Origin of the sequence: Candidatus Frankia alpina (assembly GCF_902806485.1) — a bacterium.
In the GTDB taxonomy this organism is placed as follows: domain Bacteria; phylum Actinomycetota; class Actinomycetes; order Frankiales; family Frankiaceae; genus Frankia; species Frankia alpina.
On sequence record NZ_CADCWT010000005.1, the window covers coordinates 24,362 to 48,838 of the forward strand.

17 protein-coding genes are annotated in these 24,477 nt (G+C 73.4%); 3 read left to right on the forward strand and 14 right to left on the reverse strand.

Annotated features, from left to right (window positions below; translation table 11 throughout):
• Window positions 1–19: 19 nt before the first annotated feature.
• The 9 genes from dnaN to G6R25_RS01635 all read right to left on the reverse strand — a co-directional run bounded on the left by dnaN (window position 20) and on the right by G6R25_RS01635 (window position 11,804).
• Entirely contained in the window at window positions 20–1,213 is a 1,194-nt protein-coding gene (gene dnaN, locus G6R25_RS01595) for a DNA polymerase III subunit beta (protein WP_205446775.1), read from the reverse strand.
• 40 nt (window positions 1,214–1,253) lie between these two features.
• The gene (locus tag G6R25_RS01600) at window positions 1,254–3,872 is read right to left on the reverse strand and encodes a sensor histidine kinase (RefSeq protein WP_163551368.1); all 2,619 of its coding nucleotides are present in this window, start codon (window positions 3,870–3,872) and stop codon (window positions 1,254–1,256) included.
• 67 nt (window positions 3,873–3,939) lie between these two features.
• Window positions 3,940–5,013, reverse strand: a complete 1,074-nt coding sequence (gene manB / locus G6R25_RS01605; RefSeq protein WP_163551369.1) for a mannose-1-phosphate guanylyltransferase — start codon at window positions 5,011–5,013, stop codon at window positions 3,940–3,942.
• A 146-nt stretch (window positions 5,014–5,159) separates the two neighbouring features.
• Window positions 5,160–6,080 (reverse strand): glycosyltransferase family 2 protein, encoded by a 921-nt coding sequence (locus tag G6R25_RS01610; protein ID WP_163551370.1) that lies wholly within the window; start codon window positions 6,078–6,080, stop codon window positions 5,160–5,162.
• Window positions 6,081–6,241: 161 nt separating this feature from the next.
• Window positions 6,242–7,372, reverse strand: coding sequence for a glycosyltransferase family 4 protein (locus G6R25_RS01615; RefSeq protein ID WP_163551371.1), 1,131 nt, complete (start codon window positions 7,370–7,372; stop codon window positions 6,242–6,244).
• An 82-nt stretch (window positions 7,373–7,454) separates the two neighbouring features.
• Window positions 7,455–8,831: a glycosyltransferase family 4 protein gene (locus tag G6R25_RS01620; RefSeq protein ID WP_163551372.1), complete on the reverse strand. Its 1,377-nt coding sequence runs from the start codon at window positions 8,829–8,831 to the stop codon at window positions 7,455–7,457.
• Window positions 8,832–8,896: 65 nt separating this feature from the next.
• Window positions 8,897–9,577, reverse strand: coding sequence for a class I SAM-dependent methyltransferase (locus tag G6R25_RS01625; RefSeq protein ID WP_235947070.1), 681 nt, complete (start codon window positions 9,575–9,577; stop codon window positions 8,897–8,899).
• Between the two features lie 86 nt (window positions 9,578–9,663).
• Window positions 9,664–10,818, reverse strand: a complete 1,155-nt coding sequence (locus tag G6R25_RS01630) for a glycosyltransferase (RefSeq protein WP_163551373.1) — start codon at window positions 10,816–10,818, stop codon at window positions 9,664–9,666.
• Between the two features lie 2 nt (window positions 10,819–10,820).
• Entirely contained in the window at window positions 10,821–11,804 is a 984-nt protein-coding gene (locus G6R25_RS01635) for a glycosyltransferase family 2 protein (protein ID WP_163551374.1), read from the reverse strand.
• Window positions 11,805–12,148: 344 nt separating this feature from the next.
• Here G6R25_RS01635 and G6R25_RS01640 point away from each other — a divergent pair, with 344 nt between their 5' ends.
• The 3 genes from G6R25_RS01640 to G6R25_RS01650 all read left to right on the forward strand — a co-directional run bounded on the left by G6R25_RS01640 (window position 12,149) and on the right by G6R25_RS01650 (window position 18,794).
• Window positions 12,149–12,781, forward strand: coding sequence for an acyltransferase (locus G6R25_RS01640; RefSeq protein WP_163551390.1), 633 nt, complete (start codon window positions 12,149–12,151; stop codon window positions 12,779–12,781).
• Between the two features lie 355 nt (window positions 12,782–13,136).
• Complete coding sequence (locus G6R25_RS01645; protein WP_163551375.1) at window positions 13,137–15,326, forward strand: DUF2142 domain-containing protein; 2,190 nt, start codon at window positions 13,137–13,139, stop codon at window positions 15,324–15,326.
• A gap of 1,140 nt (window positions 15,327–16,466) precedes the next feature.
• Window positions 16,467–18,794 (forward strand): WD40 repeat domain-containing serine/threonine protein kinase, encoded by a 2,328-nt coding sequence (locus G6R25_RS01650; RefSeq protein ID WP_235947080.1) that lies wholly within the window; start codon window positions 16,467–16,469, stop codon window positions 18,792–18,794.
• 30 nt (window positions 18,795–18,824) lie between these two features.
• Here the strand turns inward: G6R25_RS01650 and G6R25_RS01655 are convergent, their stop codons facing one another.
• From G6R25_RS01655 to G6R25_RS01675, 5 genes are all read right to left on the reverse strand, one after another.
• Window positions 18,825–19,181 carry a VOC family protein gene (locus G6R25_RS01655; RefSeq protein ID WP_163551376.1) on the reverse strand — a complete coding sequence of 119 codons (357 nt, stop codon included), beginning with the start codon at window positions 19,179–19,181 and terminating at the stop codon, window positions 18,825–18,827.
• A 79-nt stretch (window positions 19,182–19,260) separates the two neighbouring features.
• Entirely contained in the window at window positions 19,261–19,713 is a 453-nt protein-coding gene (locus G6R25_RS01660) for a helix-turn-helix domain-containing protein (RefSeq protein ID WP_163551377.1), read from the reverse strand.
• Entirely contained in the window at window positions 19,703–20,005 is a 303-nt protein-coding gene (locus tag G6R25_RS01665; protein ID WP_163551378.1) for a hypothetical protein, read from the reverse strand. The genes G6R25_RS01660 and G6R25_RS01665 overlap by 11 nt, the downstream gene beginning before the upstream one ends.
• Before the next feature lie 137 nt (window positions 20,006–20,142).
• Window positions 20,143–21,756, reverse strand: coding sequence for a class I SAM-dependent methyltransferase (locus tag G6R25_RS01670; protein WP_163551379.1), 1,614 nt, complete (start codon window positions 21,754–21,756; stop codon window positions 20,143–20,145).
• A complete protein-coding gene (locus tag G6R25_RS01675) occupies window positions 21,753–24,341 on the reverse strand; it encodes an HAD family hydrolase (protein WP_163551380.1) in 2,589 nt (862 codons plus the stop codon). Before G6R25_RS01675 ends, G6R25_RS01670 begins: the two co-directional genes overlap by 4 nt.
• Between the last annotated feature and the right edge of the window lie 136 nt (window positions 24,342–24,477).

Here is a 24,477-nt window from a genome sequence, read left to right on the forward strand (position 1 = left end):
GCTCGGCCGGTCGCCGGGTTCAGCCGGCCGAACCGGTGCGGATCGGCATCAGCAGGTAGCGGAAGGCGCCCTCGTCGACGGGACCGCCACCGGGCCCGCGCACCCCGCCGCTGTCCTTGCCGGTGAGCACCGCCGGCCGGGCGGTGGCCTCGGCCGGGTCCGCGGCTACGAACCCGATGGTCGCCTCGTCGTCCTCCACGGCCCCGAGCCCGTCCAGCAGGTACGAGGGGTTGAACAGCACGGACAGCTCGGGCCCGGAGTATTCGACGGGGATCGTCTCGCTGGCCTGAGCCCCGCCGCCGTCCCCCGCCTCCGCGACGACCTGGTCCTGGGTGAAGGTGAAGCGCAGCGGCGCGGTCCGGGTCGCGACCACGGCCACCCGGCGGACCGCCGCGGCGAGCGCGGCGGTCCGCGCGGTGACCGTGTACGCAGCCGTCTCGGGCAAGAGCTTGCGGTAGTTGGGGAAGGTGCCGTCGATGAGCCGGACGATGGTCTGCCGACCGGCCGCGGCCAGGCCCAGCCGGGCGCCCGCCGGGTCGGCGAGGTCGAGCCCGATCCCGATCCGGGAGGCGGAGGTGGGCGTGCGGGCCACCTCCGCGAGCACCTTCGCCGGCACGTGCGCCAGGGCCCAGGGATCATCGACGGTCGGCTGCCACGGGATGGCGCGCACCGCCAGCCGGTAGCGGTCGGTGGCCGCCAGGATCAGGCCGCGACCGGAGATCTCCAGTCGGACCGCGGTGAGCACCGGCACCGTCTCATCCCGCCCGGCCGCCGGTGCGACCTGGCCGACCGCCGCGGCGAACCCGAGGGTGTCCACCTCGCCGATGGGGGCGGGGAAGCGCGGCAGCTCGGGATAGTCCGCGAGATCCATCAACGGGACGGTGAAGCGCACGCTGCCGCAACGCAGCACCAGCCGGTCGCCGTCGACGGCGACCTCGACCGTCGTCGCGGGCAGACTGTGCACGATGTCCGCCAGCAGCCGGCCGGGCACCAGGACCCGGCCGGGCTCCTCGACCGCCGCCGTCACCGGCGCCCGCACGGCCACCTCGGCGTCGAAGGCACAGATCAGCAGGCCGGTGCCCGACGGGGAGCCGGCCGCCTCGAGCAGCAGACCCGTCAGCGCGCTCGGAGTCGGACCCGGGCGGCTCGGGAGATGCCGGGCGGCCCAGCCGGTCGCGTCGGCGAACACGTCGCGTTCCACGCTGAACCTCATGGGGCCGATTGTCCCCGCCATCGGCCGAATATTGCCGCATTCACCGCTCGGTGTTCGCCTTCGCCCGGCCGGCGCCGCGTGGGATGCCCGTCGCCGGGTCCGTGGCGGCGGTGGCGGTGACCGCCCAGCTCAGCTGCAGGCACAGCTGGCCGTCGTCGCCGTCCACGCTGACCGTCACGGCCGTGGCGCCCGGCCGGTGCGCGTCGTCGGGGACACCCTGGCCGGTGATCGCGCGAGCCCAGTCCGGCGGGATCGCGGTGCCCGCCACGGTGAGCGTGAGGCTACCTCCGGTGGCGTCGCAAATCAGGGTCAGCAGCGCGCGGCGGCCCGGGATCGTCCGCAGCGCCCGCGGCAGCAGGGCCTCCAGCTGGGCGCGCACGGGCGCCGGAGCCGCCCGCAGATCCCCGGCGATCTGGGCGTCGATGCGCACGCCGCGCGACTCCGCGTCGAACAGCGCCGGCGCAAGGTCGCCGAGCGCGGCCGCGTGGCTGGCGACGAGGGTACGGCGGATCATGACGGCGAACCGCCGGCACCACTGGCGCACCGCCAGGTCACGCGGATCGAGCAACTCGTCACGCACCGCCGCAAGCAGCGGCAGCACCTCGCGCTCGATCATGCCGAGCGCCCGCGCCCGATCCATCCGGATCCGGACCTCGGCCTCCCGCCCGGCCTCGAGGCGGGCCTCCTGCCCGAGGGCCCGGGCCGCCGCGTCCGCCGAGCGGCGCAGCACCGGACCACCCATCGCCGCCATGATCTGCAGCGCCGACAGGAGCTGCGCGAACGGCAACGGCCCCGCCGCGGCTCCGAACACCGTGACGCCGACGAGCGTGGCGGCCGCGCAGGCCAGGGCGGCGATCAACTCGGCCGGCGGCCAGGACACCGTGACCTGCATGAGCAGCAACGGCAGCACCAGCACCGGCCAGACCACGAGCCGACTCGCCGTCGGATCCGCGGTGCCGACCAGCGCGGCGGTGGCGACCGTCACCGCGAGCCCGCACGCCAACAGGCCCAGGGCCTCGACCCGGGTGGCCGGGCGGCGGCGCGCCCGCCGGGCCACCAGCATGACCGCGGCGCCGAGCAGGACCCACAGCCCGATGGCGACCGGGGACGCGCGCAGCCCGCCGGGCAGCACGAGCAACACCGACCCGGTGAACGGGTACCAGATCGTGACGGCGGTCGCCACGGCGCGGCGCAGGCTCGCGGTGTAAGACCGGCGCAGCTCCTCGGCGGACGGCAGGCCTGGTCCCCGTTCGCGGGCGTGAGCCGACCTGCGGCCGGGCGACGCACGGAGCAGCCAGGCAGGCACGGCCCGGCGGACAGCGGCCGACCTGGCCGACCCTGCCGATCGGGGCGACCTGCCCGCGGCGTCCGCGGCGACGGGGGGCGCGGTCCGCGCCCAGGTCAGCATCACCCGGGTGCCCCGGCCGGGGGCGGTGACCAGCCGGACGCGGCCGCCGACCTCGGCGAGCCGGGCCTGCACCGAGCGGCTCAGCCCAAGCCGATCGGCGGGCACGGCGGCCGGGTCGAAACCCCGCCCCTCGTCGCGCACCATCACCCCGACCGCGGTCGGGGTCTGGTGCACGGTGACCCAGGCCTCGCCGGTGGCGGCGTGCCGGCGGACGTTGGACAGCAGCTCGGCGGTCGCGGCGGCCAACGCGGCGGCCACCTCCGGCGGCAGCTCCTGTCCGCTGCCGTTGCCCGCCAACAGGGAGCCAGGCACGCCGACCGTGCCGGTCCGGCCGAGCCGCACCCGCAGCCCACGCAACCGGGCGGCGACGGCGACGGCGTCAAGCCGGGCGTCGAGGCTGCGCGCGCCGTCGCCGGGTGGAGCGTCGAGCAGCCCCCGGACGGCGACGATGGCGTCCTCGGCCTGGGTTCGCGTGAGCGGCGCGTCGCCGCCGCCGCCCCAGGCGATGCCGGCGAGGGTGTTGAGCACCGTGTCGTGCAGGACGCGTTCACGCTCCCGCTCCGCGCGAGCGCGGGCCACGGCGATCATCTCCGCCCGCTCATGGTCCGCCGCCGCCTGCAGCTGGTCGTCGGCCCTGCCCGCGGTCGCCCGCAGCCGCCCCACCCCGAACCGGACGAGCAGGGACAGGAAGGCGATGAGCAGGATGGCGACGGCGACCCGGCGGTGCGACCCGCCGGGGTCCGACGCCGAGCGGGCCGCCATGGACGCCGACCAGCCCGCATCGGTGGGCACAGCCGCGGCAAGCCGACCGGCCAGGCCCACCCCACCCGCCAGGGCCGCACACAGGGTGACCAGCACGCCGGCGAGCACCCGCCGGCTGGTCATCGCGCCCGCGACCAGGGCGGCATGGGCGCAGCCGAGGTAGATCCAGGTGCCCGCGCCACCGACGGACACCGCCGGCACGGCGGCGCCGGCGACGAGCGCCCCGGCCGCGCCCACGCCGACGTTGGCGAGGACGAGGCCGGTGCCGAGCCTGCCGCGAAGGCTCAGCGCCACGTAGCCAAGCCCCCACACGAGCACCAGCAGCACCGCGGCGAGCCCCACCGGGTGCCGGCTGTACCAGGACCACCACAGCGCCAGGTACAGCGCCGTGGTGACGACGCCCAGCACCCGCAGCATGGCGAAGGTGCGCACGAGGACCGCGGTGAGCGCATCCGATGCGCTGAGCGATGCGCTGACGAGCACGGACATCAGTCTGTCCTGTCGGATCAGGGCACATCCGACGATCGGCCGCAATGGCTGGCCGAGATCGACCGGGTCAGGTGCGGTCGGAGCTGAACCGCACCGCGCCGGCGGTGAGGACCGCGCCAGGGAACACCCGGGCGCCGGCCCGCAGCTCGTTGCCCCGCTCGATGACGGCGCCGTCGCCGACGACCACGCCGTCGAGCACGACGCCGGGGCCGATCACGGCATCGCGGCCGATCACACTGTCCCGCACGGTGGCGCCGGCCTCGACGATCGCCCCGTCGAAGAGCACGGCGCCGTCGACCGCGGCGCCCGCGCCCACCCGGGAGCCCGCCCCCACGGTGGCGCCGCCACTGATCTTGGCGTCGACGGCGACGGCGGCGCCGGCCAGAACCAGGCAGTCCCCGACCGGGCCAGGCAGCGCCGAGGAGACCATCCGGCCGGTCACCAGGTCGCGGCTGCCCTGGACGAACGCCGCCGGCGTGCCCAGATCGAGCCAGTAGGTGCTGTCCGGGTAGGCCATGACCGACGTGCCGGCGGCCAGCAGGCCGGGGAAGGTCTCCCGCTCGACCGACACCGGCCGACCCACGGCGATGGAATCGATCACTGAACGGCGGAACACGTAGCAGCCAGCGTTGATCAGGTTGGTGGGCGGGTCGGGCGTCTTCTCGAGGAACTCGGTGACACGACCGTCCGCGTCGACGGGCACCACGCCGAAGGCCCGCGGATCGGGCACCTCGGTCAGATGCAGGGTGACCGCCGCGTCCGCCGCGGTGTGCCGGCGGATCAGCGCCTGGATGTCCAGGCCGGACAGGATGTCACCGTTGAAGATCACGATCGGGTCGTCCGGGCCGCCGCGCAGGCGCCCGGCGACGTTGCGAATGGCGCCGCCCGTGCCAAGCGGCTCCGTCTCGGTCACGTACTCCAGCTCGAGGCCGTGGGCGGACCCGTCCCCGAAGTACTCCTCGAAGACCTCCGCGCGGTAGGAGGTGGCAAGTACCACCCGGTCGATCCCGGCGTCGCGCGCCCGGGCCAGCATGTGCGCGGTGACCGGCACCCCTGCGACCGGCAACATCGGCTTGGGGGCCGACATCGTGAGTGGTCGTAGACGGGTCCCCTGACCGCCGACAAGCATCACTGCGTCCATGGAGAGTTAGTGTCGCAGGGCACGGGGTAGCTCTTGGAGACGGATGGGCAGCGGGACCACTACCCGAACGTGCCGCCATGGGGCAGATACGATCTGTTTACCGTCTGGTCACGCCACGCACCCGGGTGCCCGAGCACCGCCGAGGCTCATGTGCCGGGGGTGGTCCCGCGGTCGGCAAGAAGTTCCGCGGATCGGGTGGCCTTGGCCCCGGCGCTGTCCTTGGCGAAGGCGAGGGCGAGCAGCAGCCGGGCACCGAGCCCGACGCCGAGCAGCAGCCGCAGGGGGGCGCGCCCCGGCCCCGGGTACTGCCGGGACAGATAGCGGAACATGCTGCGGTGGTGGGCCACCACCATCCGCCGGGACGACCGCTTCGTCGAGTGCCCGCCGAGATGCTCGACGACCGCGGTGGGCACGTACACCGACTGCCAGGCCGCCGCCCGGATCCGCCGGCCCAGGTCGACGTCCTCCATGAACATGAAGTACGACTCGTCGAAGCCGCCGACCGCCTCGAACGCCTCCCGGCGCAGCAGCTGGCAGGAGCCGGACAGCCAGCCCGCGGTCATCTCCCGCGGGGCACCCCGCTCCCGCCGGTAGGAGGCCGTCCACGGATTCGTCGGCCAGCACCAGCCGAACAGCGCGTGGCCGATCCCCCGCCCCAACGACGGCAGGTCGCGGGCCGACGGGTAGAGAGCGCCGTCGGGGTTGGTGATCCCGGGGCCGAAGGCGCCCCCACCGGGCCAACGCCGCGCCGCGGCGATCAGCTCGTCCAGCGCGCCCGGTTGGAACGCGATGTCGGCGTTGGAGATCACCAGCCAGGGTGCGCCGGCGCCGGCGGCGCCCCTGTTGACGGCGCTGCCGTAGCCGAGGTTGCGGCCCGGGCGCAGCAGCCGCGCCTCGGGGCGCTCCCCCGCCGCGCCGGTGCCCGCGTCGAGCTTCGGAGAGTTGTCGACGATGACGACCTCGTAGGCCCGGGTCGTCGCCTTCGCCAGAGAATCGAGGAAAGCCCCGATGATCTCCCCGGACCGGAAGGTCACGACGACGACCCGAATCTCCGGCTCCACACCCATGTTTTCGCCCGCCCGTCTCACCGGCGCGCCCGCCTCGCCGGCCCGCCTGTCATCCGTCCGATCGGCACGGCCCGCGCCGGGAGTGGTGACCTCGAGCGGCATCCGTGCCAAGGAGACCGTAGCGCGCCCTTTGCGGCGGTCCTCGCCCCGGGGCCGGGCGCTCAGCGCTCGGCTACGGCCCGCGCGTAGCTCGCCAGGTGAGCCTCGGCGCTCGCCGCCCAGGTGAACTCCCGGGCCCGCGCGAGGCCCGCCTGACCGAGCTGGCGGCGGCGCTCGGCATCGTCGAGCAGGGCACCCATCTCGCGGGCGATCGAGTCCGGATCCGGCTGGGTGTAGGCGACGGCGTCCCCGCCGACCTCCGGCAGCGACAGCCGCGGGGTGGTCAGCACCGGCGCACCGCAGGCCATCGCCTCCAGCACCGGCAGCCCGAAGCCCTCGCCGTGCGACGGATAGGCGACCAGCGACGACCCGCCCAGGTACCCCGGCAGGTCGGAGAAACGCAGGTAGCCGGGCCGGATCACCCGCAGGTGGCTGGGCACCGAGGCGACGGCGGCGTCGACGTCGTCGTCCCAGCCCGAACCGCCGGCCAGCACGAGGGCGGGCGGCTCGTCCCGCCAGTGCACCGCCTCGGCCCAGCCACGGATCAGGTTCGGGACGTTCTTGCGCGGCTCCAGCATGCCGAGGAAGGCCACATAGCGCGCGTCGCCGAGGCCGAGGCGGCGGCGCACGCGCAGCTTGTCCTCCTCGGTCGGCGGGTGGAACGTCGACGTGTCGACGCCGTGATAGGCAACGTCGGTGGTCGTCGACTCGCCGTCGAGCACGCGGATCAGCTCGTCACGGGTCGCCTTCGACGGGACGATGATCCGGGCGGCGCGGCGCACCGCGGTGCGCATCGCCGAGCGGAAAAACGTCCCCTTCACCGCCGTGTGCATGTCCGGCTCGGTAAAGAAGGTGACATCGTGGATAGTCACGCACACGGGCTGCTGGGCCCGTAGCGGCATCGTGTAGTGCGGTGAATGGATGACGTCGGCATTCACCTGCTCCGCGACCAGCGGCAGCCCGGTCTGCTCCCACGCCAGCCGCGCAGGCCGGTGGGCGATGGCCGCAGGCCCGGACAGAACGGTGGCATGAGGAGCCATCCGGCTGTAGCGTTCCTCGTCCGACCGTTGACAGACCAGCGCCATGTCCGCACCAGCCGCGCCGAGCACCGCGACCAGCCCGTCGACATAACGCCCTACGCCACCACGGTCGGCCGGGACCGAAGCCGCGTCGACGAGCACCCGGGGTCCCACGGCGCTCCTTCCCTGACGCGCCACCCTCGCAGGGGTGGCCGCTCGCTTCACGGTGACCGCTTGCTTCCCAACGGGGGCAACACTACGCCCGCCCGTCAGCGGCGACGGACACGGCAGGGGAGCCGCCGACTCGACGGTAGAGCGCCCACGTCGCCTCCGCCGCCGCATTCCAGGTAAATGCCTGCGCGCGCGTGCGTCCAGCAGCCGACAGCCGCCCGCGCAGGACTGGATCGCCGACGATCCGGGCCACCGCGGCGGACAGCGCAGCGGCGTCGCCGACGCCTGCCACCAGCGCGGCGTCCCCCGCCACCTCGACCAGCGCCGGGGCATCGGAGATCACAACCGGCACTCCGTGCGCCATGGCCTCCACCACGGGCAGGCCGAACCCCTCCGACCGGCTCGGCGCCAGCAGCACCCCGGCCCGCGAGAGCACGACCGCGAGATCCTCGTCACTGATTCGCCCAAGAGTGCGGACCCTGGAGCCGTCCAGACCGTGCCGCGCCGCCTCGGTGCGCACGTCGAGCCCGCCCCAGCCAACCGCGCCGACGTGCACCAGCGGCAGGCCCGGATCGTCGGGTCGGCGCAGCGCCGCGAGCGCGGTGTTCAGCCCCTTGCGCGGCTCCAGGGTGGCGAGAGTGAGCAGGTAGCCGCCCGGCGGCGGCAGGCCCAGCCGGGCCGCGCGGGCGTCGGCGTCGGGCGGCACCCGGACAACCGCCTCGGCCACCCCCTCGCCGATGGCGTGCAGCCGCTCGGGGGGGATCGGCAGATGCCGGGCCACCTCGGCGGCGACGGCAAGAGTGGGGACGATCACCGCGTCGGCGTGCCGGGCGGCGCGCTCGCCCATCAGCCGGTGCCAGCGGGCACCGTGCGGGGTCAGCGTCTCGGGATGGGTCCAGGGCACCGCGTCGTGGATCGTCACGACCAGTTTTGGCCGGGGCCGGCGGCGGTCGAGGGCGTCACCGAGCGCCGGGGCGACGCTGTGTGCGGCCCACTCGGCAAACGGCGGCCGCACCGGACCACCCGCCGACCGGCCGCCGTCCCGGCCGGACTCGTCCCGGTGATCGGCCGCAGACCTGTCGGATTCGGACCGATCGGAGATGCCGGACCGGCCGGAACCGCGCAGGGTGTCGACCAGCGAGCCGGTCGCCCAGCCGACGCTCCCGCCCGCGGGCGGGAGCAGCAGGGTCGGCGCGTGGATGACGTCCACCCCGGTCGGCGCGGGACCGACGCCGCGCGACCAGGCCGTGGCCAGCGCCCAGCGGGGCAGGCCGAGGCGCAGCGGGCCGAGCACTCCCGGCAGGCTCGCGGCGTCGACGCCGCGCCGCGCGGCGCACCAGCCGACCACCCCGTCCCCCGGCGCACCGCGGCGGGCGAGGGCGGTCGCGAGCTCGGCGGAATAGCGGCCGGTCCCACCCGGAACCGGCGCGAGCAGCTGCTCGACCAGGAAGCCCACACGCACGGGTGACAGTCTCCCCTGCCGCTCGACGGTCCCGGTTCGGGGCCCCGTCGATTCAGCGCTGGCGGCTACGCAGGGCGGCAACGATCATGATCACGCAGAACAGCCCGCCGATGAGGTAGCCCCACCAGCGTTCGCCGTCGATGGCGTCGGCCGCCCTTCGCGGACAATGTCAGGTACAGCCGTTCGGCGCGTTCGCTGCGGAACATGTACGTCTGCCGGACGACGTCCAGCCCCGCGTCGTCGAGCAGCTTCGCGAGGTGCTCGCCCGGATAGGTGTGCTTGACGTGGTAGCGCTCGCGGTGGCGATCGAACAGGTCCGGCCAGGTGGTCGCCCGGGTCAGCGCGTCCGCGGACATCACCAGATCGCCGCCGGGGCGCAGCACCCGGGCCATCTCGGCGAGCGCGGCCGGCCCGTCGTCGAAGTGCTCGATCGCGCACACCGACATGACCACGTCGAAGGTGGTCGCCGCGAAGGGAAGCGCCAGCGCGTCGCCCTCGACGAGCCCCGGGTGACCGCGCAGGCGCCGGCCGAACTCCAACTTGTGCCGCGCCAGGTCGAGGCAGACGGCGCGGGCACCGCGGCGGACGGCCTGCCCGGCCCAGTAGCCGTCGCCGCCGGCCACGTCGAGCAGCGTGCGCCCGGACAGTTCCCCCGCCCACTCCAGCAGGGTGCCGACCTCGCGGCGGCGCATCACGTGGACCTGGTGACCCACGAAGGCGAGGGCGTCGTCACGTACGGGGCTCACCGGTCCGCCTTCCGTTCCTGCCGTTGTTGACGGTCAGTCTGCCTGCCATGGGGGCACCGTCCGCGTCTGGACCCGTCAGATATACCTCAGGGAGCACCGAGGGCACCGAGCGTCACGGCGAGGTAGTTCCCCCACGCCGACTGCAGGTCGGGCGGGGAGACCTTCGCTCGCAGATCGGCCAGCACACCCGGTTCGTAGAGGCGACGCAGGGCCGCGGCGAGCGCGTCGACGTCGTCCGGCGGGACCAGCAGCCCGTCAACACCGTCGCGGACTGCAGTGGCCAGAGCACCCACCGTCGTTGCGATCACCGGCCGGCCGTGCAGGTGGGCGAGATCGACGTTCTGCGACGCCGTTCCCACCCGGTACGGCAGCACCAGGGCGTCCGCGGCCGCGAACAGGCCGGGTACCTCGGCGGCGTCGACGTAGCCGGCACGCACGTCGACCCGGCCGGTCAGGCCGAGTTCGGCGATGAGACGCGTGGTCTGCGCGGCGTCGCCCCAGAACTCCCCCGCGACGGTGAGCCGAACGTCCGCCGGGCCGCGGGCCAGCGCCCGCAGCAGCACGTCGAGCCCCTTGTAGGGCCGGACCAGCCCGAAGAACAGCAGGCTGCGCCGCGGACCGCCGCCCGCCGTGGGCTCGGCCGCCCCGCCGGGGGCGATCACATCCGGACGACGCCGGGTCGGCGCGGACCACAGGTGCGGGGCCATCTCGGCCACCACCACCGGCACCGGGGTGAGCGTGGCGGCGAGTTCGGCCTGCGCCGAGGTGTGCACGAGCACCGCGGATACCCGGCGCAGGACCGCCCGGACCAGCGGCTCGTCCACCGTACGTCGCTCGTGCGGCAGAACGTTGTGACACAGCGCGAGCACCCGCGGACCGGGGCCACTCCCTCGCCAGGCCCCGCCGCGCAGGGCGGTGAGGATGGCCAGGTAGGCCGGCGCCTGGATCGGGGTGACGACGACCAGAATCACCGCGTCGGCCTCGCGCCGCAGCCGCCGGCCGAGCCGAACCCAGCCATCGGGGCGGCGCCAGGACAGCGGGTAGCGCGTCGGCCCGAACGGCTCCATCTCCGGCTCGGCGACGCGCTGCACGCCCGGGTAGAGCCGCGCCGGGTACTGATCGGACCATGACTCGATCGCGACCTGGTGTCCTTCGGCGGCCAGCCGATGCGCGAGCTCGGTCGTGTGCTGGGCGATCCCGCCCTTGTACGGATGGGTCGGGCCGATGACCGCGACGCGCATGGTCAGGTGTTGCTGCGGGAACGGGCGACCAGGTCACCGATCAGGGCGAGCACGGCGATCTGGAAGCCGACAAGGATCGCGAGCAGCGTCGACGTCGCCACGTGGAAGTCGTAGCGGGCCAGGTCCACGATCAGCTTCACGAAACCCAGCGCCATGATCCACAGGGCGATCGGCATCAGCACCTTGAGCGGGTCGAAGTACATGACCATCCGCAGCACCTGCAGGATGTAACGCCGCGCGTCGCGGAAGGGGTGGAACTTCGACGTCCCGGCGCGCTTCGCGTAGTCGATCGGGAGGTAGTCGACCGGGTGCTGGTTGGACAGGAACGACATCGTGATCGTGGTGACGCAGCTGAAGCCGGGCGGGAGCAGCCGCAGGTAAGGCAGGGAGACCTCGCGACGGAAGGCACGCAGGCCCGAGTTCAGGTCCGGGATCTTCATCCCGGACAGCCGCTGGGCGATCATCCGGATGAGCCACTTCGCCGGCACCCGGGCCCACTTGTGGGTCCCCTCCTCGGTGAGCCGGGCCCCGACGACCTGGTCGACATCGAGGTTGTCGTCCAGGTAGCGGACGAACTCCGGGATGCGCTCGTTCGGGTAGGTCATGTCGGCGTCGGTCCAGACGACGATCTTCCCCCGGGCCTCCTGGGTGCCGATGCGCCGAGCCGTGCCCGAACCGCCGTTACGGCGGAACGGCATGACCCGCATTCGGGGGAAGCGCGGGGCCGCGTCGCGCAGGGCGGCGAGGGTGTTGTCGGTCGACTTGTCGTCGATCGCGAGGATCTCGTAGGCGTATCCGCTGGCGTCCATCGCCGCCGTGATGCGCTCGAGTTCGAGCACCACGTGATCCTGCTCGTTGTAGCAGGGCAGGACGATGGTGACATAGGGGACGTCGAATCCGATCGCGACGAGATCGTCGCCGGCCGCGGGCTGCGTCGGGGTGCTGCCCTGCGGCTGGTCGGGCTTGTGGATGGCGCTGACACTCACGTCGGTGTGGCTCCCGGTCGTCGTTCCCGGCGATGATCGCCGCTGCGGGGCGGCGGCGCCGGTGCATGGCGCGGCCCGACGTCGTCCCACTCCGATCGCCGGTCCATGGCGGTGAAGCGCGGTCCGTCCGTACGGGCGCGCCGTTCTAGAGTGGCACGTCCCGTCCCATCGCCCGACGACCGGCCTGGCCGACCGGGCCGACGACCAGGCCGGACCGGGCCGACCGGGCCTGCGGGCGAAGGAGGCGGGCGGGGACGGTGCCGGCCATCCGCCGGCCCACACCGGCGCTTACTGTTTGGGCCGTGGCTGCGTTCAAAAGTGATCTACGTGAATACGTGCGGCACGTGCGGGCCCTGCGGGCCGCCCGGGAGACCTCGGCCCGTTCGTTCATCGCGGGCCTGCGGTACCCGCTCGCCTACAAGCAGCCGATCTGGATCGGATCGCCGACCGTCATCGAGGGCCGGGAGCGCATCGAGTTCGCCGAGGGGGCGGCGCTGCGGGTCGGCATCGGCGGGTTCGGGCTGACGACGAAGCGCGACACCTCGATCATCCGGGTACACCCCGAGGGCCGGCTGCGCTGCGAGGGGGTCGTCTCGCTGCAGCGGGGCGTGCGGGTCGTCGTCGACTCCGGCGTGCTGGAACTGGGCCCCGGTGCGAACATCAACGGGTTCGCCAAGATCCTCGTCCGGGAACGGGTCTCCATCGGGGCCTACTGCAACGTCTCGTGGGACACCCAGCTCCTCGACAACGACTTCCATCCCATGGTCGTCGACGGCGTCGAGCAGCCGATGAGCGGACCGATCGTGCTGGAGGACCGGGCCTGGATCGGCACGGGCTCGATCGTCCTCAAGGGCGTGACCGTCGGCGAGAGTGCCGTGGTGGCGGCGGGTTCCGTGGTCACCCGCGACGTCCCTCCGAAGGCCATCGTCGCCGGATCACCGGCGAAGGTGGTCGGCCACATCGACTCCTGGCGCTGAGGCACAGACTTCTGGCGCTGAGGCACAGACTTCTGGCGCTGAGGCACGGGCTCCTGGGCTGAGGGAGCAGAGCCGACGCGGGCCGACGCGGAAGTGTTTGGACTGCGACGCGGGTGTACGGGGAACACTGCGGACAGCGACCTGCCGCCTACCGAGAAGCGCTTCGCCACCGTCCGCGACCAGGGCCGATGCGCGGATACCCGGACAGTCAACCGATCGGGGGTGTCCGTAGCATGACAGCACCTCCATCCGGGGCCTCCGGGACCGCGCCACTTTTGGTTGATGTCCTCCCCCCCTTGGAGTGACGGCGGAGGATCCCAAACTCCTACGCACCCACCGAAAGGGAGGGCGGGTCGTGTTGAGGTTCGCGGTTCGTACGACCGCAGCGGCCCGCGCCACCGCCACGCCCGGCCCGGCGGTGATCCCCGACGGGACCCGCTTTCGACCGTGGCGCATCCTGCGCACCGCGCCCGCCACCATCTGGGCGATCACTCTGCTGTTCACGGCGGTGCTGGCCGGCTGGTCGGTGATGGTGCCGCATTACCACGCGCCCGACGAGCCCAACCACGTCGACGCCGTCATGCGCCTGGTGGAGGGCAAAGGCTGGCCTCATCCGGGGCACGCGGTCCTGACTCGCGGCGGAGTCGGTGCGATCATCGCGGCGCCCTACGGCTCCGACAAGCGGCCGCGTGACCTGTCCGCCGGGCCGTTCACCGCCGCGCAGGCGGCGCCCCGAGACGAGCGTCCGAGCTGGGAGGAACTGGAGCGGACACCCGCGCCATCGGGCGGCATCCAGCAAATCGTCCAGCACCCGCCCCTGTACTACTGGGTCAACGCGGTGATCCTCAAGGCAATCCCGGACGGCGGCGACAACCTGCGCTGGGATGAGATCATCGGCATTCTGCGCCTGGTCAGCGTGGCGATGGTGGCCCCGCTGCCGCTGCTGGCCTGGGCGGGGGCGCACCGGCTGTCCGACGGCAGTCGGGTGGCGGGAACCTGCGCGGCGCTGGTCCCGCTGGCCATCCCCGAGCTGGCCCACATCGGCTCCAGCGTCAACAACGACAACCTGCTGGTCCTGACCGCCGGACTGGCGACCGTGGGGATCGTCTACGTGCTGCACGGGGACACCTCGCTGCGCACGGCGGCCTGGACGGGGGGCTTCCTCGGCCTCGCCCTGATGACGAAATCGCTGGCGATCGTGCTGGTCCCGATGGCCGCGCTGGCCTACGTCCTGGCCTGGTCACGGGCCCGCCGCGACGCCCGTGCGCTGCGGGCGACCACGGCCGCCACCCGCGCGCTCGACGTCGGGGCCGGGGCCGACGCCGGGGCGGCGAGCGGGGGCGACGGTCGGGTCGACGCCCGACCGTTCCGGCTCGCCGACACGGGCCCCGCCGGTCCCTCCGCCGCCGCGCAACGGTTGCCCTGGCGGCAGATTCTGCTGGGCGGAGCAATCATGGTCGCCCTGGGCGGCTGGTGGTGGATCGTCAACGTCGTGCGCTGGGGATCCTTCCAGCCGGAAACGCCCGGCTTCCCGCTGGGCCAGTACCTGGGCGACGACTGGGGCGCCTACCGGGAGATCCTGATCAACGGGACGATCCTGCGCTGGTGGGGGTCGTTCGGCTGGTTCGAGGTCAACCTCACGACCGTTCCCGTCCGCACCGGCACCGCCCTGGCCATCTTCTTCTTCACGCTCGCGCTGATCCGGGCCCGCAACTGGCGCATCCGGGTCGACCTGATGCTCCTGCTGTGGGTCACGTGGGGCCTGTTCGGGCTGATGACGCTGCAGTCCGCCAAGAACTTCGACAAGCAGTTCCACGTCAGCGGCATCTCCGGCCGGTACCTGTACGCCGGGTTGGCGTCGCTCGCGATCGGGGTCGGGCTGGGGGCGGCGGCCACCGGCCGCTACCTGTCCCGGATCATGCCGCTGCTGTTCCTCGCGGGCGCGGTCACCCTGCAGGTCTGGTCGATCACCATGGTGTTCCCGCACTTCTGGCGACCGCAGGGCGGTGACCTCGGCGACGCCTGGGATGACATGGCGGCCTGGTCGCCCTGGTCGGAGGGGACGCTCGTCTGCATCGCCGTCGCGGTTTGTGCACTCGCGGTGGCGACCCTGGCCGGCTGCCTGTGGGTGCTCGTCGTCGGCGAACGCGACGCCCGGCCGTCCCGGTCCGCCCGCGGAGTCGTCCTGGCAGGCGCGGGCGTGGCCACCGAAACGCGCGGTAGGTCCGGCGCGCCGACCGTCGCCGGGCGCGGAAGCCGACCCGGCGCGGAAGCCGCCCTACCGCCGGCCCCCGCCCCGGGCGACGCCGGCCCCCGGCCCCAGGGGCTGCGGGAGGCCGCCCGTAACCGCGCGGTTCGGCTGCACCGGCACACCGTGGTGAGTGAGCAGCCACGGCCCGACCGCCCCGTGCGGGCACAGCCGCATTCCTCGCCGTCAGCCCAGCCGTCGACGGCACCTCCGCCGGCAGCGGTGACCCGGCCGGCGACGACAACATCACCGTCGAGCACCCCTGCCACCGAGGCCGACAGCGCCAGCCGCCCGTAACCGCGTTGACGCCCGGGCTCCGACGGAACGACGAACGGCGGCATAGGGTCCGATATCCACTGCGCAGCGTGCAGGCCCACGCGCCCGGCGGCACACTGGCACGGAGCCCGGACAGGTGCGGCTGACCGCGACCGCGCCGGCCGGACCGACGGACCGGGGTTGCGACCTCATCCCCCGGGCTGAGGACGGGGGAATGTCAACTCCTACGGACCCACCGAAAGGGAGGGCGGCCGGTGTTGAGGTTGGCGGTTCGTAGGCTCCACCGGCACCGCGCCTCCCCTCGCCGCCACCGCGTGTATCGCGGCGACGTTCCCCGCTGCGTTCACCTCGGCGTGACAGCGGTATCCGCGGACAACGCGACGGGACTCGGCCAGCTACCGGATCCGCGCTATCTCACCCGGCTCGGGACTGCGCCACGGCTGACAGCACAACTGCTGCTGCACCGCCAGGTTCCACCCGAACCGAGCATGCGCACAATGCGCTTCCAGAGTCGCCGACTTGTCGACCGCCGGACACGGCTGAAAACGGGCCATGCGGTTATTTTTAGGAAAAAAGATCCACTGGTGAACGATGCCGAGCCGCGTTTCCGCTCCAGCCTGAAGGCCGGGGTATCCACGCCGAGATCGTGGTAATCGTGCGCATGAGGTCCGCGGTGTCGACCAGCTTAGTTCGGGGGGAATCTTGCGCCGCAAGCGGGAGACGGGCAGGGCACGGGGGGTGACACCCCCGTCGCTGCCGCCGCCCGACCAGGACCCGTATGCCGCGCCGGAGCCCCCCGCGATGCTGTCCGCACGCCAGCCCGTCGGTGGGACGCCGCCCCAGGCCGCGTCGCCCTCCACGCCGGCAGCCCCCACGCCGGCGCCCCACCACCCGCTGCCGCAGGAATCGCTGCCGCATGCCGCACTGGCCGGCGTGACCGGGCTGGCGAGCGCCGGCGTCGCGGGTTCGGGGGGTGCAACCGCAGGCGGGGACGCGGCCGCAGGCAGGAGCGCTGCCCCCGCGGCGGGTCCGATCGCCCCGGTGATCGGCGGTGATCCGGTGACCGGCGCAGGACCAACCGGCCCGGTTGCGCCGCTCGAACGCGACGACCCACGGGAACTTGTCCACGTCGAGCTGCTGGGCCGGCTCGGCGAGGGCGGGATGGGCACCGTCTACCTCGGGCGGGGCCGTCCCGGGGTGACCGGATACGCGGGCCGGCTCGTCGCGGTCAAGGTCATCCGGCCGGATCTGGCCCGGGTGCCCGAATTCCGGGCGCGGTTCCGGCGCGAGGCGGACATCGCCCGCCGGGTGGCCCGGTTCTGCACCGCCGAGGTACTCGACGTCGTCGATCCACCGGACGGGCTGCCCTACCTCGTCACCGAGTACATCGACGGCTTGACTCTCGCGCAGAGCGTGTCCGCGGAGGGCCCGCTGCGCTCGGCCGACCTGGAACGCCTCGCGGTGAGCGTCGCGGCGGCGCTGACGTCGATCCACGGCGCGGGTCTCGTGCACCGTGACCTCAAACCGTCCAACGTGCTGTTGTCCTCTCTCGGCCCCCGGGTGATCGACTTCGGGATCGCGCGGGCACTGGATGCCCAGACGATGCTGAGCCAGGAGATCCAGCGGATCGGCACCCCGGCGTTCATGGCGCCGGAGCAGGCCAACGGCGAACCCGTCTCGGCGGCGGCGGACGTGTTCGCCTGGGGCGGCCTCGTCACCTACGCGGGCACCGGGTCGTTCCCGTTCGGCGACGGCCCGACGCCCGTCCAGCTCTACCGGGTCGTGCACCGCGAACCGCTGCTCGACGGCCTCGACCCGGCGCTGCGCCCGATCGTCGAGGTGGCCATGCGCAAGGATCCGGCCGCCCGGCCGACCGCACAGGAGCTGTTCCTGCGCCTGGTGGGGATGGGACCATTGACCCATCCCGATCCGGACGTGACCCGTGTCATCCGCTCCGCGGCGCCGGTCCTGGCCCCGCCCCAGCGCATCGGGGTAGACGGAGACGGACCGGCAGCCACCGACCGGGAGACCGCAGGTCCGACACCAGGCACTCGGACACCGGGCGAGCCGCGCAGAGGCGGCGGCGGTCGCCGGGAGCAGCGAACCCTCGCAGACTGGCTGGAGCGGAAAGATTCCGATGCCGGGCCGGCCGGCGCAGGCGAACAGGACGACCCCGCGGCCCCGAGCCGCCACGGCCGGTGGAACCGGCGGCGCATCGCGCTGCTTGCCGCGCCCATCCTCGCGGTGCTGCTCATCGCGGCGTTGATGCCGCTTGCGCTGACCACAGGCGGCGGCCAGCGGCCAAGCCGGGAGGAGACGGCCGCGCGCGTGGCGCTGGCCGCCGAGGCCGTGCGCAACTCCGACGCGGACCTCGCCGCCCGGCTGTCACTGGCCGCCTACCGCATCAGCCCGGTGCGCGAGGCCCGTGCCGCGCTGCGCACCTCCTTCGCCGCGTCGACCGCCAGCGTCCTCGCGGGGCACACGGCGTCCGCGCTCGGCGTCGACATCAGTCCGAACGGGCGGCTGCTCGCCTCGACCGGCGCGGACAACCTCGTCCAGCTGTGGGACATCTCCGACCGGACCCATCCGGTGAAGCTGTCGACCCTGACCCGGCACACGTCCTGGGTCCTCGACGCCGCGTTCAGCCCGGACGGATGGACGCTGGCCACCGTCAGCTACGACCGGTCGGCGATCCTGTGGGACATCAGCGACCCCCGCCATCCCGTCGAGCTCGCCACCATCCTCGGGCACAACGGCTGGGTGCTCGACGCCGCGTTCAGCCCGGACGGGCGGATGCTCGCCACCTCCGGCTACGACAACACCGCCCGGCTGTGGGACGTGACCGATCCGCGCCATCCCAGCGAACTGTCGGTGCTGGACCGCCACACCAGCTGGGTGAACGAGGTCGCCTTCAGCCCCGACGGCCACCTGCTGGCCACCGCGAGCGCCGACCGGACGGCCCGGCTCTGGGACATCACCGACCCGCGCCGGCCGCGACCGCTGGCCGCCATCACCGCGCACACCGACTACGTGTGGACGGTGGCGTTCAGTCCCGACGGGCGGCGGCTGGCCACCGGCGCCTACGACGGCACGGCCCGCATCTGGGACATCACCGATCCGTCCCGCCCGGCGGCGACCGCGTCGTTCCCCGCCGATGAAAAGTGGGTGTTCGACCTGGCCTTCAGCCCGGACGGCAAGACGCTCGCCACAGCCGGCTGGGACACCACCGTGCACCTGTGGGACGTCTCCGGCACCGGCCGCCCGGCGTCGGTCGGCACGATCAGCGGGCACGGCGACTGGATCCAGGCCCTCGCGTGGACGCCGGACGGCAACGCCATCGCGACCGCCAGCGACGACTACACCGTGCGGATCAGCCGGATCGACGACGCCAGCCTCATCGCCGCCGCCTGCGCCGACCCGTCGAAACAGATCGACGACACCGAATGGCAGCGGCACATCGCCGACGTCCCCTACCAGCCGGTCTGCTAACAGCCGATCTGCGGACGGCGGGGCCGGTCGTCAGGGCCGGGTGTGGCCGAGGACGTTCACGATGTTGCCGTCCGGATCCCGGACGAAGAACCGGCGCACCCCCCACGGCTCGTCGGTGAGCGGGTGAACGAAGCCGGCACCGGCGGCGAACGCGGCGGCATGGGCGGCGTCGATGTCGTCGACCTCGACCGAGACGGCCGGGACGGCTGGCCCGGACAGATCGTGGGTCAGCAGGCTGAGCTGCGGCCCGGGTCGCGCGGGGTCGCTCAACGTCACAATCCAGCCGTGGTCCATGACCGGCTCGAGTCCGAGTACGGCCGCGTAGAAGCGCCGGGCGGCCGGCAGGGATTGGGACGGCAGGTTGGCGACGATCCGGAGAACAGCCATTGATCCACCTCGGGGAAGCAGCGACAAGGGGCGGCCCCATGATGGCCGCCGCGCCGTGGCGGCGGCTTGGTGAAAACCGTCAAACGCCCGTCGCTCGGGCCGCATCGATCTGCAGGGTGGCGCCGATCGGCAGAGTGACGTGATGGGGGCCCGCGGCGTCGTGCGGGGCGTACCGGCCCGGGCGCATCCCGGCGAGCGCGGCGAACTCGTGGATCAGATGCGACTGGTCGTGATAGCCGCATGCCCCCGCAATCCCCGCCCAGTCCCACCCGACTGCCCCACCCGCACCCGCTGTCGTGCCGGCGCCGGCCGTCGCGAGCACTCGTTGAAACCGAGCGACCCGCTGGTAGACCTTCGGCGAGAGGCCCAGCTCGCGCCGCAACAACCGCGTCAACGTCGACGGGCTCACGCCCAGGCTGTCGGCGACCGCGGCGACCCGCATCCCCCCAGCCCGGGCAGCCAGCGCGACCGCGGCCGGATCGGGGTGGACGCGTCCCCGGCGGCGCAGCACCTGCGCGACTTCAGCGGCCATCTCGGTCGGGCCGGGCAGGGCGAGCAGTCGCTCGCGCAGCAGCCGGCCCTCCGCCCCCCCACACCTCGCCCAGGTCGACCAGGGGCACTGCCGCGGCCTGCGGGCAGGCGGCACCCGCGACCAGCCTGCCCGCCGCCGGTCGCAGGCTGATCCCGAACACCCGCCGCCGCTCGGACCGGTCGAGCAGGGCCGGCACGGCCAGCGCTCCGGCGAGCGCGGCTCCGCCGGCGACGAACTGGCCGCCGCCGGGGCCATCCCGGGCCGTGAACCGGTCCCGGTCAAGGTTGACCACGAGCTGGAACGACCCCGCCGGGCAGCTTCGCCTCCCAGCCGTCCCCCGCCGACGTGTGGGCGTACCAGCACGTCTGCACGACTTCCCGCAGGTCAGCCGGGACGGCAATCCTCGTCCAGTACCGGGGAGCCATGGTCCTACCCGTGCGGGGGAACGCCTGGACCGTTCGGGCCACCCCGTGACGAGGCGCTCGGCCGGCGACGCAGGGCGGGCAGGGCGGTCCGGCCGGTGCCGGCGATCCGGGTCTGTACCCGTGCCAGCCGCTCCTGCCCGGTCGGGCTCAGCCGGGACCGCAGCGCCAAGCCCGCGATCCGGGCGACCTGCACGAGCCTCGGCTCGTGCAGGTCGGCGGCCGCCCGGTGGCCGTGGACGGCGCGCTCGGCGTCTTCGGCCTCGCGCCGGCGCAGCTCGGCGAGCTCATGCTCAAGCTGGCCGATGCGGTGCAGGTGCTCCAGCTCGAGGGCGGCGAGTCGGCTGCGCTCGTCGTCGAGCCGGGACCACTCCCGCTGCCGCGCGCGGGCCACCGCCGCCGCCGCATCCTGCAACCGCAGCACGTGCAGGTACAGGTCGACGCGGTTGCGCTCCAGCCGGGACAGCAGGCGGTTGGAGACCCATGGCGTGAGCAGGTCGGCGATCTGGCGTGCCCACGGCGCCCGCCGGTCGACGACCACACCCAGGCCGAAGATCGGCGCGACTGTGAAGAACCGCAGGTCGGAGTGCTCGGCGACGAAGTCCTCGATCGCTGTGCGCACCCCGTTGCGCGGCCCGCCCTCGGTCAGCGCCCAGGCGAACGCCCCCATCCCGCGAAAACCGCCGCGGACCACTCCGGGATCGTCGATCTCGACGCCGACGTCCCACGAGTGCGGCTGGCGGGCGTCCGCGGACACCCGGTCCGGGTTGTAGTACTGGTCCCGCCGACCCGCCGGCCAGCCGACGTCGTGCAGGACCACCAGCGGGAAGTAGGAGCGGCTGAATCGGGCGGCCGCATCGGCGATCGCCGTGAGCTCGCCGTGCACGGTGGCGTAGTTGTGATCACCGTCGATGAGGTAGGCGTCGGTCGGCGCGTGGCCGTCGAGGGCCTGCGGGCTGTAACCGCGGATGACCTGCACGTCGAGCCCGCCGCCCGAGACAGGAGCCACGCCCGGGTCCGGGTCGACGACGACCAGCCGGCCGCCGCCGAGCAGCTCGACGAGCAGGGCGGTGGTCACCCCGCTCTCCGAGCCGATCTCGGCCACGCTGCGCGCGCCGGACGCCTCGATCAGCGGCACCCAGATCTCCCGCAGGTCGGACAGGGAGTGCAGCAGCAACGGCGCCAGCGTCGGCTCCGCGGTGTCGCCGGTGTCGCCGGTGTCGAGAGCGTGCCCGTCCTGGCGGACGAGATCAGACCCGACCCCCGTCCCACCGAGCTCGTCCCCCGCGCCATCTCCTCCCGGGAGATCGCTCCCCAGCAGGTCTCCCCCGACGTGATCTCCCCCCGGGAGATCTCTCTCGGCGGGGCCGCTCTCGGCGGGGCCGCTCTCGGCGGCGATGGCCGCGAGTTCGGCGAAGCTGTCCCGGACGGCGCCGTGCTCCCCCGGAGACGCGGACGGCGCGGACGGGGATGCGGGCTGGCGGGATGGGGCGCCGCGAACTTCGAACGGTCCCCGCACCGCGGGCTCGTCCGGCTCCGCGTCCTCGCCCCGGGAGCCCGGGTCGTCGTGATCGCCCACCGGCCCGACGGCGGCGGGTTCGGGGTCCCGCTGGTCAGTCACCGCAGTCCCCCGAGCTCGCGCCGGATCTTGCGGGCCGCCCGAACGGGGAGCCCGTCACGGGCCGGGCCGGCGGTAGGCAGGATCAGCGAGTCGCCTCGGATGCCCATCCACCCGAAGGCCATCTCGACGTCGAGGGCGTAGACCCCGGCGAGGTGCGGCTGGGAAGCCAGATCGATCGTGTAGACGAGCTGGGGGTCGTCACCGAGGATCTCCACCAGGTTCGACTGGAGCAGCCGCAGGCCGACGAGCGCGAGCTGCTGGGCGGGATCGTCCAGCGAGGTGATGGTCACCTTGTAGGGCTCGGCGACGTTGTTGATGTGGAACGACAGCGTCAGCCAGTCCAACCGCAGCAGCCCGCGCCGGCCGGCCGGGTCGATGCGGATGCGGCGGGCACCGACGGCCTCCACGCTGAGCCGGACGAGCGACAGCCCGTCGCGGGCCGACCGGGTCAGCGCCGTCGCCTTCACCCCGTTGACGAAGTCGGCGCCGGTGTCGACGTAGACCTCCACGGGGCCGGCGGCGGCCTCCGGCGAGACCTCCTCGGGTGGGACGCCGGCCGCCGCGGCCAGCCCGCTGATGACGGCGAGCGGCCGGTTCGCGACCCCCGCGACACCCGCGGGCCAGTACAGCTCCCGCATGGAGATGCGGTCGATGTCGGCCGGGGTGAGGTAGGGCATCCGGCGCACGAGCTCCGGCGGCAGCAGACCCTCGATGGCGTCGGAGCCGAAGTTGTCGTCGTGGGCCCAGGAACCGAACGCGGCGGCCTCCGCGGCGGTGGGGCGGGCGACGAAGCGGGTCAGCATGCGCAGGCCGGCGCGGCGCGCCCCGGCGGAGGCCAGCGACGGCATCGGGGTCTCCGAGCGCCGGTAGCGCAGCCATTTCCGTTGGAAGGCGAGGATGCCGTCCTGCACGGCGGCGCGCTGGGCGACCTGGGTGCGCGAGGTCCGGTCGATGCTGAGCACCGGGTTGCTCAGCTCGTCGAACGAGACCAGCGACCCGACGTCGGGCATACAGAGCTGTTCGAGCACCTCGGGGCTGCGCATGAGCTGGTTGGCCATCATCTCCGGCTGCCCGCTGGAGGCCACGTAGCCCTCCAGCTCCATGCCGGCGAGCCGGTGGCTCATCGCCGCCTGGTTCGTCGCCAGGTACAGGCCGAGGATGTCCAGCTTGCGGCCGGTGGAGGCCAGCAGCCGGGTGAGCAGCGCCTGGATGGTGCCGCCCCAGCCCAGATCGAGGAAGACCACCCGGCCGGTCTCCGGCAGCTGGCTATCGAGGTAGCGCACGTAGCGTTCGCGCAACCGGGTGGCGGTGAGCACGATCTCGCTGCGGATCCGCTCGTCCGAGCAGAGTTCCTCGAGGGTGTCGTCGAGCAGACCCGGCACGTCGAGGCGCCGGTCGGCCAGCGCGGAGATGCCGGCGACGTTCTCCAGCCGGACACCGAGCTGGCGCAGCAGCTGGCCGACGCTCGGCGCGTGCCGGCGGACCAGGAAGCTCTTCAGCTCCTCCGGGCTGCCCTCGAACACGTTGGACAGGGCGCACACCTGCCGGGACGCCCACATCGTCGACACGGTGATGCCGACGTCCTCGCCCGGGTCGACGAGCAGGCGGGACAGGAAGTCCCCCTCCCGCATCAGGCAGTGGATGTGGTCGGCGCCGAAGTCGCGCGCCCGCTCGACCGCCCACTCACCGAAGCCGGCGAAGACCGGGCCGAAGACGGTGGCCCCGGTCTCCCAGTAGCGCCGCAACCCGGCGGGCACGGCGAGGGCGTCCGCGCGGTGCAGCGTGCGGGCACGCAGGGCGGTCATGCCGAAGTCGCCGTCGACCGGGTCGATGGGGACGTCGTCGCTGGGCTGGTTACGAAGTCCTTCCAGGTCGAGGGTGTGACGCAGCGATCCGGCGTACTTGGGGTAGTGGATGGCCACGAGCCCGTGCTCGCGGGCGCCCTCGACGTCGGCGACCGGATGGTCGCCGAGGTGGACCACCCGGGACGGCTGGAGATTCGACGCGGCCAGCATGTGCCGGAACAGCCCGTCGCTCTTGGACGTCCCCGCATCGGAGGAGGTGAAGATCCGGGTGAACTGCACCCCCGAGAGCTCCGGCCGGTTCAGCAGCCGTTCGAGTTGGCTGGCGGAAAAGTAGGTGTCCGACAGCAGGTACACCGGCAGGCCGAGCTTGGTCATGGCGAGCTCGGCGAGCTCAACCACGGCAAGATCGGCCCGACACAGCTCCCGCTCGACGGCGACCTCGGCGTCGACCAGGTCCTGCACCCCGGCGGTGCCCGGCAGCGCGGGGGCGAGCACCTGCCAGATCTCGTCCAGGCGCACCTCGTGGGTGCCTCTGGTGGTGTGGGCGTGCATCCGCGCCAGGTGCTCGGCGTGGACGCGCAGCCGGGCGAACTCCCCCGGCGAGACACTGGGCGGCAGGTGGCCGGCATCGGCGAGCCGGTGGCCCAGCAGCACGAAGGCGTGGGTGGGTTCGGGCACCATGCGCCACAACAAGGTGTCGAAGACATCGAGAGTCAGGGCCTGTGCCCCGCCCGACTCCAGATGCGACCACACTTCGCGTAGTCGGACGTCGGTGAACACGGGGCCGTCCTCTCCATGCGACCGGTTCGGCCGCTCCATGCGACCGGAACGGCCGCCTCCGCCGGGTCGGCCCCGACGGCCACCAAACGTCGGGAATCCCCCACGCGGTATCGGCCGGCCGAAGCCAGATGGACGG

Bases quoted from the DNA above. Each gene is read 5' to 3' on its own strand.
- G6R25_RS01630 (WP_163551373.1), bottom strand. From the start codon at position 10,818: ATGCGCGTCGCGGTCATCGGCCCGACCCATCCGTACAAGGGCGGGATC.
- G6R25_RS01650 (WP_235947080.1), top strand. From the start codon at position 16,467: ATGGGCACCGTCTACCTCGGGCGGGGCCGTCCCGGGGTGACCGGATAC.
- G6R25_RS01660 (WP_163551377.1), bottom strand. From the start codon at position 19,713: ATGGCCGCTGAAGTCGCGCAGGTGCTGCGCCGCCGGGGACGCGTCCAC.
- G6R25_RS01600 (WP_163551368.1), bottom strand. From the start codon at position 3,872: ATGTCCGTGCTCGTCAGCGCATCGCTCAGCGCATCGGATGCGCTCACC.
- manB (WP_163551369.1), bottom strand. From the start codon at position 5,013: ATGGACGCAGTGATGCTTGTCGGCGGTCAGGGGACCCGTCTACGACCA.
- G6R25_RS01610 (WP_163551370.1), bottom strand. From the start codon at position 6,080: ATGGGTGTGGAGCCGGAGATTCGGGTCGTCGTCGTGACCTTCCGGTCC.
- dnaN (WP_205446775.1), bottom strand. From the start codon at position 1,213: ATGAGGTTCAGCGTGGAACGCGACGTGTTCGCCGACGCGACCGGCTGG.
- G6R25_RS01655 (WP_163551376.1), bottom strand. From the start codon at position 19,181: ATGGCTGTTCTCCGGATCGTCGCCAACCTGCCGTCCCAATCCCTGCCG.